The organism is Paenirhodobacter huangdaonensis, from assembly GCF_004022465.1.
In the GTDB taxonomy this organism is placed as follows: Bacteria; Pseudomonadota; Alphaproteobacteria; order Rhodobacterales; family Rhodobacteraceae; genus Rhodobacter; species Rhodobacter huangdaonensis.
On the sequence record NZ_SAVA01000020.1, the window covers coordinates 26,980 to 38,104 of the forward strand.

An 11,125-nucleotide genomic window follows, 5' to 3' on the forward strand; every position below is an offset into this window, starting at 1 on the left:
CGCGCTTGTCTCCGTCCCCAACCCCTGCTTTGATGTCGCATGGCAACCGATCAGGACAGTCCCCGCACCGCGCTCAGCTTTGCCTTCTTCGGCACGAAGCAGCGCGAGATGCTGCGCGATTGCCTGCGCCTGGCGAAGACCCATCTCGGCGCGACCGGCAGTCTGCACATCGGCCCGCTGCCGCAGACCCGCAGCGGGCGCCCCGCGATGATCCAGGGCTTTCGGCCGCAGTCGCTTTCCGCCGAGGCGCTGGGCTTCGAGCGGGTGCCGATCTCCTTCGCCCGGGTGGAGACCGAGCTTGCCGCCCGGCTGGCCGCGACGCCACCGGGGACGGTGCTGACGGTCGACATGGGCTGGGGGCTGCAGACCGCCTCGGCCACGGCGAATTTCGAGGGCTGGATGGGCATCGCCGCGCAGCTGGCAGAGCAGAGCGGCCGCGCCGTCGTCTCGCTCTACAATCGCAGCCTGCTGATCGACGAGCATCTGCTGAGCGCGCTGCGCGGCCATCCGGTGGTGCTCGCCCCCGAGGGGATGGTGCCGAACCCGCATTGGCTGCCGCCGCAGCTCTATGCGCGGGGCACGCTGCGCGAACAGGTGAATTTCTGGCTCGGCGGCATCGCGCCCAGCCTCGTGCGCAACAATCCCCATGCCGACCGCCACGCCGCCGAAGGGGCAGATCCGATGTGGATGCTGAGCCGGCGCGCGGAGGAACCCACGATCCCCAACGAGGACGTGCGCGAGCGCTGGAAGATCCGCTGCTTTGGCCGGCTGCGCGTCTATCGTGCCGATGGCCGGCAGGTCGACTGGGCGATCACCGGCGGCGCCACGATGAAGACGAAGACGCTCTTCGCCTATCTGCTGCAGCAGGGCGGCAAGGGCGCGCGCGCCGACGATCTGGCCGATCTGCTCTGGCCCGATGCCGAAAGCGCCGAGGGCGCGCGCAACCGGCTTTATCACACCGTGCGCTGCCTGCGGCAGGCGCTCGATGAGAACCGCTCGGGCCATGCGGCGGGCCATGTGCTGCGCGACGGCACGAATTACATCCTGGTGCCGCCCGAACGCAGCTGGATCGACATTTCCACCTTCGAGCAGCTCTGCCGCCAGTCGCAGAGCCATATCAAGGCCGGCGATCTCGACGAGGCGCTGATCTGCCTGCGCGCCGCCGACCGGCTCTATTCCGGCGATCTCTTCGAGGACATCCCCTCCGAATATGTCGACGACCAGGAGCGCGACTGGTGCTGGACGCGGCGCTACTGGCTGCGCGACATGTATCTGAAGGTGCAGCGCGATGCGGCGCGGATCTACCGGACGCGGGCGGAATATTCCGCCGCGCTCACCCATTGCCGCAAGGCGCTGGTGCTCGATCCGCTGTCCGAATTCGCGCATGAGGAGGCGATGCAGATCTTCGCCGCCCAGGGCCGGCGCGAGGCGATCGACCGGCAATATGCGCTTTATCTCGATTCACTCTCGCGCTTCGACGACCGCCCGCGCAGCAGCGAGCTGACCCGGCTCTACCGTTCCCTCACCACGCTCTGATCGCGCTCCGCGCCCGCTCCGATTCCCCTCGGCGCGGCGCGTGCGGGCGGCGGCCGAATCCCGCGCGAAAGCGGTGCGGGAAGTCGCGCGAAACCGCGCGCGACAGGTCGGTAAAACGCGCGCAACAGATTGAAAATAAATGACTATAATAACCCAAAGAAAAACCAAAGTTGGACGTATAGTCTGATTGCAAGAAAAGACATACGACGCACATCAAGGGAGGACATTGGATGAGCGTTGCGGAAGTTATCCGTGGGGAGGACGGGTTCGATCCGTTCGACCTCAAGGCGCCATTCGGCGCGTGGCAGCATCTGCGCGAGGAGGCGCCGGTGTTCTTCCACGAGCCCACGGGCTATTTCGTGGTGACCCGTCATGCCGATGTGAAGGCCGTTTTCGAAGATTGGGAGACGTTCTCCTCCGAGAACGCGCAGGCGCCGATGCGGCCGATGTGCGCGGAGGGCCGGCAGATCATGCGCGAGGGCGGCTTCACCGCCTATTCCGGCCTTTCGGCGCGGGTGCCACCCGAGCACACCCGCATCCGCAAGATCGTGCAGGGCTGTTTCGGGCCGCGCCGCTTCCGCGCGATCGAGCCGAAGATCGAGGCGATCATCGAGCGCCAACTGAACAAGGTGGCGCCGCAGGGCGGCTGCGACTTCTTCCGCGAGGTCGCCTATGAGGTGCCCGCCCTCGTGCTCTTCACGCTGATGGGCATTCCGGAGGCGGATGTGCCGAAGGTGAAGGACTGGGCGGTGAGCCGCGCGCTGCTGACCTGGGGCAATCTCAGCGACGCCGAACAGATCCCGCATGCGCACAAGATGGTCGACTACTGGGCCTATTGCCGTGCGCTCGTGGCCGCCCGCAAGGAGGTTCCGGGCGACGATCTGCCCTCGGATCTGGTGCGGCTGCAGGCCGAGGGCGCCGAGATCAGCGACGAGGAAATCGCCGGGGTGATGTATTCGGTGCTCTTTGCCGGGCACGAGACCACCACCACGCTGATGGCGAACGGGGTGATCTCGCTGCTCACCAGCCGCGACCAGTGGGAGGCGCTCTGCGCCGATCCCGGGCTGATCGCGCAGGCCACCGAGGAAGTGCTGCGCTATTCGCCCTCGATCGTCGCCTGGCGCCGCAAGGCCAAGGCCGATGCCGAGATCGGCGGCGTCGCGGTGCCGGCGGGATCGGATATCCTGCTGATCATGGGCTCGGCCAATCGCGACGAGGCAGTGTTCGAGAGCGGCGGCACCTTCGATGTGACGCGGGCGAATGCGCGCAATCACCTGAGTTTCGGCTTCGGCATCCATTTCTGCCTTGGCTCGCAGCTTGCCAAGCTCGAATTCGGGATCATGCTGCGTGAATTGACAAGACGTTTTCCCAGGATGCGCCTGAAGGAGGATCAGGACATCGACTATCTGCACAACATCTCGTTTCGCGTGCCGGCACGGGTGGACGTCCTTTGGGGGGACCGGTGATGAGCGATACGACATTCATCCTGCCGTTCGAGGCGATCTCGGTGGCCGATCATGCCCGGGTGGGCGGCAAATGCGCCTCGCTCGGCGACATGACGCAGGCTGGCGTGGCGGTGCCGCCCGGCTATGCGGTGACCACCGAGGCCTATGAGGCGATGCTGAACGAGACCGGCCTGCGCGCCGAGATCGAGGCGATCCTGCGCCGGCTCGACTATGACGATGTCGATGCGCTCGAACGCGCGGCGCAGGCGATCCAGATCCGCTTCCGCTCGCATCCGCTGCCGACCGCGGTCGAGGCCGCGATCCGCACGCATTACCGCCGGCTGGGCGAGGATCTGCCGGTGGCGGTGCGCTCCTCGGCCACCGCCGAGGATCTGCCCGACGCAAGCTTTGCCGGCCAGCAGGACACCTATCTGTGGGTGATGGGCGCCGACAGCGTGGTGGAGAAGGTGCGCGACTGCTGGGCCTCGCTCTTCACCGCCCGTGCGATGGCTTACCGCGAGAAGAACAGGCTCGGTCAGATCGAGGTGCTGATGAGCGTCGCGGTGCAGAAGATGGTGAACGCGCGCGTCGCCGGGGTGGCGATGACGCTCGACCCGCTCAACGGCGACCGCACCCGGATCGTGATCGACGCCTCCTATGGGCTGGGCGAGCTCGTGGTCTCGGGGGTGGTCACGCCCGACAACTTCTCGGTCGAGAAGGTGCTGATGGAGATCGTCGATCGGCGCATTTCCGACAAGCATCTGGAGCTTCTGCCCGATCCGGCGGCGCGCACCACCGTCGAGCGCGAGATCGAGGGGCCGCGGCGCAAGGCGCAGTGTCTCTCCGATGCCGAGATCCTCACCGTCGCGCGGCTCGCGAAGACCCTCGAGAAGATCAAGGGCTGCCCGCAGGATGTCGAATGGGCGATCGACGCCGATCTGCCCGAGGGCGAGAACCTGCTTGCGCTGCAGGCCCGGCCCGAGACGGTCTGGTCGCAGAAGGCGGTGGCCAAGCGCCGCGTGAGCCATGCCACCGGCATGATGGGCATCGTCGGCGCGCTCAACAATCCGATCGGCTCCGGCGGCTGAGGCCGGAGGCTCCGACTTTCCAATGCAATCACTCGGTTTTCTAGGGAGGAACAACCGAAATGGACGCGCAAACGCCGCTGTTTCCAAGCGCATATGACGTCAAGGCCCCGAAGGGGGCCGAGGGCTGGGAGGCGCTCTACCCGTATTATCTGACGTTCCAGCCGGATCTTCGCGCACGGGAGGACGCGAAATTCTGGTTCTGTGACAGCCAGCACTGGCCGAACCCGTTCAAGCCCTTCGATGCGGTGACGGTCGAATTCGCGGTGCGCTGCCTGGGCCAGTACAACACCCGCCACTACCTCGTGCCGCCGGCGAACGGCGTCGATTACCGCATCCACAACGGCTATTGCTACATGTCGCCGATCGCGGTGGCGCCGGAAAAGATCGAGGGCCGCATTCCGCAGTTCCTCGAACGCGCGGGCTACTATTTCCAGAACTGGGAGCAGCTGCTCGACAACTGGCACCGCAAGGTGAAGGCCAATATCGCCGAGATGGAGGCGCTCGAATTCCACAAGCTGCCCGAGGTGGTGCCGATCGAATGGATCACCGAGGGGCGCGGGGTCGATCCGCATCTCGACCTGATGGCGAATTACGACGCCGCGATCCAGCTGCTCTACAAGACCTGGCAGTATCACTTCGAATTCCTCAACCTCGGCTATGCCGCCTATCTCGACTTCTTCGGCTTCATGAAGGGGCAGTTCCCCTCGATCCCCGATCAGGCGATCGCGAAGATGGTGCAGGGCGTCGACAGCGACCTGTTCCGCCCCGATGACGAGATCAAGAAGCTCGCGCGGCTGGCGATCGAACTGGGCGTCGACGATGCGCTGGTCTCCGGCAGTGTCGCCGCGGCGCTCGCCGCCGTCGCCGCCCGGCCGAAGGGGCAGATCTGGGTCGATGCCTGGGAGGCCGCGCAGGATCCCTGGTTCAACTTCACCAGCGGAAATGGCTTCTATTCGACCGACAAGTACTGGATCGACCATCTCGACATCCCGATGGGCTATCTGCGCGACTATATCCTGCGCGCCCGGGCCGGCGAGACGATCGAGCGTCCGACGGCGAAACTCGTGGCCGAGCGCGACCGGATCACTGACGAATACGAGGCGATGATGGAGGCCGAGGACGCCGAGGCGTTCCGCGCCAAGCTCGGCCTCGCGCGCGTCGTCTTTCCCTATGTCGAGAACCACAACTTCTACATCGAGCACTGGTCGATGTGCGTGTTCTGGAAGCAGATGCGCGGGCTCAGCCGGCTCCTGATGGAGGAGGGCTTCTGGCCGACCGAGGACGGGATGTTCTACCTCACCCGCCAGGAGGTGCGCGACGCGCTCTTCGACTACGGCAATGCCTGGGCCACCGGGGGCGACTGGATCGGGCCGAGCTACTGGCCGGCCGAGATCGCGCGCCGGCGCGGCATCATCGACGCGCTCTCGACGCAGGCGCCGCTGCCCGCGCTCAACACCCCGCCGAAGGTGATCACCGAACCCTTCACGATCATGCTCTGGGGCATCACCTCGGAGGCGATCCAGAACTGGGTCAGCACCGATGACCAGTCCGACGAGCTGCAGGGCATGGCGGCCTCGCCGGGGCTGGTCGAGGGCATCGCGCGCGTCGTGCGCAGCCCCGATCAGCTCGGCGAGATCCAGCAGGGCGAGATCCTCGTCACCCAGGTCACCGCGCCGAGCTGGGCGCCGGTCTTCGGCAAGATCAAGGCGACCGTCACCGACATCGGCGGGATGATGAGCCATGCCGCGATCGTGTGCCGCGAATACGGCCTGCCTGCCGTCACCGGCACCGGCAACGGCTCGTCGCGGATCACCACCGGACAGAGGATCCGGGTCGACGGCAACACCGGCAAGGTGACGCTGCTCGACTGAACCGCCGCCCGGGGGCTGCCCGCCATCAGCCCCCGCTTTCCCATTGCTCAAGAGGTTCCGATGCTCGACAAATCCGCCGATCTGAGCCGCTATGACCCCGTCTGGCGCGCGGCCGAGCCCTATATGCGGGCGCGCAAGAACGACGTGCATATTCCGCTCTCCTTCATCTGGGCGCAGCGGCTGCTCGACGAATACCCGCAGGCCGATCGCGACGTCTGTTCGCTCGCGATCCTGCTCCATGACATCGGCTGGTATGCGATCGACATGGAGGACATCATCGAGAAGGGCTTTTCCGGCCCGAACATGCTGCAATCCGACGTGCGCTATCTGCACGAGGCCGAGGGCGTGCGGATGGCGACCGAGGTGCTGCGCGCGACCGGCTGGAGCGAGGCGGTGATCGCGCAGGTCTGCGAGATCATCGACGGCCACGACACCCGCACCGAACCGCGCCATCTCAACGACCGGATCGTGCGCGACGCCGACAAGCTCTGGCGGTTTTCGGTGACCGGGGTGGCGGTGGCCTGCGAGTGGTTCAAGACCACGCCGCATGGCTATGCCGAGCGGCTCGAGAGCCAGAAGACCCAGCTCGAGACCGAGGCGGGGGGGCGCATGGCGGTGAGCGAACTCGCGGCGACGCGCAAGGCGCTGATGCTGCATGTGATCTGAGGACGAAGACATGGACATGTTCATCAACGGGGCCTGGCAGGCGGCCGCGAACGGAGAGATCGTCGAAGTGATCGCCCCGGCGACGGGCGCGGTGATCGACACCGTGCCGCGCGGCACGGCGGCGGATGCCGATGCGGCGATCATGGCCGCCGCGCATGCGATGGAAGACTGGAAGCGCCGCCCGATGGCCGAGCGCGTCGCGATCCAGAAGCGCTGCGCCGCGGCGATGCGCGCCGCGGCCGAAACGGTGGGCGCGGCGCTGCACGAGGAGCTTGGCCGCCCGCTGCCCGCCTGCATCGCCGAGATCACCCGCTCGGCCGATCTGCTCGATGTCTATGCCGAGGAGGGGCTGCGGCTTTCGGCCACCATCTCGCTGGGCTCCGCGCCGGGCGAAAAGACGGTGGTGACGCGCGAGCCGGTGGGCGTCGTGGTGGCGATCACCCCCTTCAACTACCCGGTCACGCTCTTGATGTTCAAGCTTGGCGCGGCGCTGATCGCGGGCTGCACCGTGGTCGCGAAACCGGCCGAGGACACGCCGCGCTCGACGCTGATGCTGGCCGAGATCTTCTTCAGGGCAGGGCTGCCGGCGGGCGTCTTCAACGTTGTCACAGGCAAGGGGCGCGAGATCGGCATGGCGATGGTCGAGCATCCGGTGCCGCGCAAGATCGCCTTCACCGGCGGCACCGCGGCGGGCAAGGCGATCGCGGCCGCTGCGACCGGCACGATGAAACGGGTGACGCTCGAACTCGGCGGGCAGAGCGCGGCGATCGTCTGTGCGGACGCCGATCTCGACAAGGCCACGACCGCGATCACCCGGCACGGTTTCGCCAATTCCGGGCAGTTCTGCTACCGCGTCAACCGCGTCTTCGTCGAACGCCCGGTCTATGAGGCCTTCCTCGCGCTCATGGTCGCGAAGGCGGGCCAGCTCACGCTGCAGCCGGCGGGGGGCGAGGGCGATCTCGGCCCGCTGGTGAACGAGAAGATCTTTGCCAATTCCGCGGCTCAATCGGACGACGCGCGCGAACGCGGCGCGCGGATCCTGCTTGGCGGCGCGCGTCAGCGCGGCGCGGGCTTCGAGGGCGGCTTCTACTTCCCGCCGACGCTCATTGCCGATGCGACGCAGGAGATGCTGATCATGCGCGAGGAGACCTTCGGCCCCGTGCTCGGCATCGCCCCGGTCGAGAGCGCCGCCGAGGCGCTGGCGCTTGCGAACCAGAGCCGCTACGGCCTCGCCGGTTTCGTCTTCTGCCGCGATCTGGCGAAGGGGCTGACGCTGTGCGAAGGCCTCGAGGCGGGCTCGGTCTGGCTCAACGACATCCACCGCTCCTCGCATTACGTCCCCTTCGGCGGCATGAAGGAAAGCGGGCTCGGGCGCGAGAAGGGCCGCTACGGGGTCGAAAGCTATCTCGAATACAAGACGATGTATCTCAGCTACGAGGTGCCGTCGTGACGCCCGTGATGCCCGTGTCCCCCGTGACCCTTGTGCCGCGCGATCTGCCGCTGTGGCAGGCGGCGCGCCCCTATCTCGACGTGCGCTCGAACGATGTGCACACGCTGATCTCCTACGCGATCGCGCGCGCGCTGCTCGCCGAGCATCCGGGCGTCGCGGAAAGCATCGTGCTGCCGGCGATCCTGCTCCATGACGTCGGCTGGAAGCGGATCGACCCGGCGCTGATGGCCGATGCGGTGGGGCCGAACCCGACCCGCAGGGAACTGGTGCGCAGCCACGAGATCCACGGCGTCGAGATCGCGGGCGAGATCCTGCGCCGCCACCGCCCCGTGGGCGTCGATATCGACGCGGTGCTGGCGATCATCGACCGCCACGACACGATGAAGGAGGCGAGTTCCCCAGAAGATGCGCTGGTGAAGGATGCCGACAAGGCCTGGCGCTGCACCCCGCACGGGATCGAGACGATCTGCGGCTGGTTCGCCTCCGGCCCGGCCGAGATCATCGCCATGCTCGAGGATTTCGTCCTGCCGCAATTTCTGACCGCGCCGGGCCGCGCGATGGCCCGCGCCTCGCTTGCCGTGGCGCGCGCGACGCGCGAGGCGCCCGCCTATCTTGAGGAGATTCAGAATGTCTGACCTGAGACTGACCGGCAAACGCGCGGTGGTGACCGGCGCCGCGGGCGGGCTTGGCCGTGCGTTCGCCCAAGGGTTCGCGCGCGCCGGCGCCACGGTGCTTGTCGCCGATATCAACGCCGCCGGCTGCGCCGAGACGGTCGCGCTGATCGCCGCCGCGGGCGGTGTGGCCCATGCGACGACGGTCGATGTGACGAGCACCGCAAGCTGCGCCACGCTAGCCGAAACCGCCGGGCGGCTTTTGGGCGGCGTCGACATCCTCGTGAACAACGCCGCAATCTACGCTGGCCTCGAACGCCGCGCGCTTGAGGAGATCGACGAGGCGGTCTGGGACCGGGTGATGGCGGTGAACGTCAAGGGCGTGTGGCAGATGAGCCGCGCGCTGACGCCCTTGATGCGTGCAGCGGGCGGCGGCGCGATCGTCAATGTCTCCTCCGCCACGGTCTTCTCGGGCTCGCCGCAATGGCTGCATTACGTCGCCTCGAAAGGGGCGGTGATCGCGATGACGCGCGCGATGGCGCGCGAGCTCGGCGATGCCGGCATCCGGGTGAATGTGCTCGCGCCGGGCTTCACCCTGACCGAGGCGAGCCTTGGCCTGATGGAGGATGCGGCCAGCTACGGCGTCACGCGCGGGGCGCTCAAGCGCGCGGCGGGGGCCGGGGACATGGTGGGCGGCGCGCTCTATCTCGCCTCCGATCTGGCCGGCTTCGTCACCGGCCAGACGCTGATCGTCGATGGCGGTCGTCAATTCAACTGAGGAAGAGAGATGGTCAAACTGGTTTTCATCGAGCCCTCGGGCAATCGCCGCGAGATCGAGGCGGCGCCGGGGCAGAGCGTGATGGTCGCGGCGACGACGGCCGGGGTGGCGGGGATCGTGGCCGAATGCGGCGGCTCCTGCGTCTGCGCGACCTGCCATTGCCGCGTGGTCGCGGGCGGCGACGCGCTGCCCGCGATGGAGGAGGCCGAGCGCGATACGCTCGAATTCACCTCCGACGCGATGGGCGAGACGAGCCGGCTGACCTGCCAGATCGAGGTGACGCCGGCGCTCGAGGGCGTGGTCTTCGACGTCGTGGGGCACTGAGCGATGGGCGGCATCGTCATCATCGGGGCAGGGCACGGGGGAACGCAGCTCGCCGTGTCGTTGCGCGAACAGGGCTACAAGGGGGAGGTGCATCTGGTCTCGGCCGACCCCGATCACCCCTATCACAAGCCGCCGCTGTCGAAATCCTTCATGAAATCGCCCGATGTCGCGCTGCAGCCGCTGCGCGCGGCGCAGATCTTCGCCGACAACGACATCGAGCTGCGTCTTGGGCAGCGGGTGGAGGCGATCGACCGCGTCGCCCGGCAGGTGACCCTGACCGGGGGGGAGAGCCTCTCCTATGACAGGCTCGTGCTTGCCACCGGCACCGAGGCGCGCCGGCTCACCGTGCCGGGGGCCGATCTGGCGGGCGTCTTCACCCTGCGCACCGCGGCGGATGCGCGCGCGATGCGCGAAGCGCTGCCGCAGGTGGCGCGGGTGGTGGTGATCGGCGGCGGTTTCATCGGGCTCGAAGCGGCGGCGATGCTCGCCGGGCGCGGCATCGCGGTGAGCGTGGTGGAACTCGCGCCGCGGCTTCTGGGCCGCGCGGCAAGCCCGGCCCTCGCCGCCGCGGTCGAGGCGGCGCTCACGGCCTCGGGCGTGCGGGTGCTGACCGGGGTCGGCATCACCGCGCTGCGCGGCGCGGGCGGGCATGTCACCGGCGTCGCGCTCGCGGGCGAAGTGCTGCCGGCCGATCTGGTGATCGTCGGCATCGGCGCTGTGCCGGTGGTCGATCTCGCGCGCGCGGCGGGGCTGGCGCTCGACAACGGGATCGCGGTCGATCGCCAGCTGCGCAGCGCGGATCCGGTGATCTATGCGTTGGGCGATTGTGCCTCCTTCCCGGGTGGGACAGGGCGGCTGCGGCTCGAGTCGGTGCAGAACGCGACCGATCAGGCGCGCGCACTGGCCGCCACGCTCGCTGGCACGCCCACCGATTACGTCGCGGTGCCCTGGTTCTGGTCCGACATCGGCGCGATGAAGCTGCAGATCGCCGGTCTCGCCGGCGGCGCCGACGAGGCGATCGAATGCCGCGGCCCGGAGGGGGCGCTGAAGTCGGTCTATCACCTGAAGGAGGGCCGGCTTGTCGCGGTCGAGACGATCAACAGTGCGGGCGAGCATATGCTGGCGCGGCAGATGATTGCCCGCGGCTTCACCCCGCCGCGCGAACTGATGCGGGCGGGCGATGCGCGCGCGCTGAAGGCGGCGTTCATGGCGGCCGCGGACTGAACGCGCCTAGCCCGAGAATTGCGCGCGATAGTCCGAGGGCGTCAGCCCCCGCACCGCGCGGAAGCGGCGCGAGAAATAGGCCGGGTCGTCGAAGGCCAGCCGATAGCCGATCTCGGCCACCGGCAACTGCGT

Annotated in this window: 11 protein-coding genes; 10 read left to right on the top strand and 1 reads right to left on the bottom strand. The window is 67.8% G+C overall.

Features of this window, described 5'->3' with window-relative positions; translation table 11 throughout:
• Nucleotides 1-39 precede the first annotated feature (39 nt).
• From EOW66_RS19685 to EOW66_RS19730, 10 genes are all read left to right on the top strand, one after another.
• Nucleotides 40-1,536: an AfsR/SARP family transcriptional regulator gene (locus tag EOW66_RS19685; protein WP_206363759.1), complete on the top strand. Its 1,497-nt coding sequence runs from the start codon at nucleotides 40-42 to the stop codon at nucleotides 1,534-1,536.
• 230 nt (nucleotides 1,537-1,766) lie between these two features.
• Nucleotides 1,767-3,002 carry a cytochrome P450 gene (locus tag EOW66_RS19690; protein ID WP_128157994.1) on the top strand — a complete coding sequence of 412 codons (1,236 nt, stop codon included), beginning with the start codon at nucleotides 1,767-1,769 and terminating at the stop codon, nucleotides 3,000-3,002.
• Nucleotides 3,002-4,069: a PEP/pyruvate-binding domain-containing protein gene (locus EOW66_RS19695; protein ID WP_128157995.1), complete on the top strand. Its 1,068-nt coding sequence runs from the start codon at nucleotides 3,002-3,004 to the stop codon at nucleotides 4,067-4,069. Before EOW66_RS19690 ends, EOW66_RS19695 begins: the two co-directional genes overlap by 1 nt.
• Before the next feature lie 59 nt (nucleotides 4,070-4,128).
• Nucleotides 4,129-5,940, top strand: coding sequence for a PEP-utilizing enzyme (locus EOW66_RS19700; protein WP_128157996.1), 1,812 nt, complete (start codon nucleotides 4,129-4,131; stop codon nucleotides 5,938-5,940).
• 60 nt (nucleotides 5,941-6,000) lie between these two features.
• Nucleotides 6,001-6,606 (top strand): HD domain-containing protein, encoded by a 606-nt coding sequence (locus EOW66_RS19705; protein WP_128157997.1) that lies wholly within the window; start codon nucleotides 6,001-6,003, stop codon nucleotides 6,604-6,606.
• Nucleotides 6,607-6,616: 10 nt separating this feature from the next.
• Nucleotides 6,617-8,056, top strand: coding sequence for an aldehyde dehydrogenase family protein (locus EOW66_RS19710; protein WP_128157998.1), 1,440 nt, complete (start codon nucleotides 6,617-6,619; stop codon nucleotides 8,054-8,056).
• An 8-nt stretch (nucleotides 8,057-8,064) separates the two neighbouring features.
• Nucleotides 8,065-8,691 (top strand): HD domain-containing protein, encoded by a 627-nt coding sequence (locus EOW66_RS19715; RefSeq protein ID WP_128157999.1) that lies wholly within the window; start codon nucleotides 8,065-8,067, stop codon nucleotides 8,689-8,691.
• A complete protein-coding gene (locus EOW66_RS19720) occupies nucleotides 8,684-9,445 on the top strand; it encodes an SDR family NAD(P)-dependent oxidoreductase (RefSeq protein WP_128158000.1) in 762 nt (253 codons plus the stop codon). The genes EOW66_RS19715 and EOW66_RS19720 overlap by 8 nt, the downstream gene beginning before the upstream one ends.
• A gap of 9 nt (nucleotides 9,446-9,454) precedes the next feature.
• Nucleotides 9,455-9,769, top strand: a complete 315-nt coding sequence (locus EOW66_RS19725; protein WP_128158001.1) for a 2Fe-2S iron-sulfur cluster-binding protein — start codon at nucleotides 9,455-9,457, stop codon at nucleotides 9,767-9,769.
• Between the two features lie 3 nt (nucleotides 9,770-9,772).
• Nucleotides 9,773-10,993: an NAD(P)/FAD-dependent oxidoreductase gene (locus EOW66_RS19730; protein WP_128158002.1), complete on the top strand. Its 1,221-nt coding sequence runs from the start codon at nucleotides 9,773-9,775 to the stop codon at nucleotides 10,991-10,993.
• A gap of 6 nt (nucleotides 10,994-10,999) precedes the next feature.
• Here EOW66_RS19730 and EOW66_RS19735 read toward each other — a convergent pair whose 3' ends face one another.
• The gene (locus tag EOW66_RS19735; RefSeq protein WP_239017514.1) at nucleotides 11,000-11,113 is read right to left on the bottom strand and encodes an AraC family transcriptional regulator; all 114 of its coding nucleotides are present in this window, start codon (nucleotides 11,111-11,113) and stop codon (nucleotides 11,000-11,002) included.
• Nucleotides 11,114-11,125 lie beyond the last annotated feature (12 nt).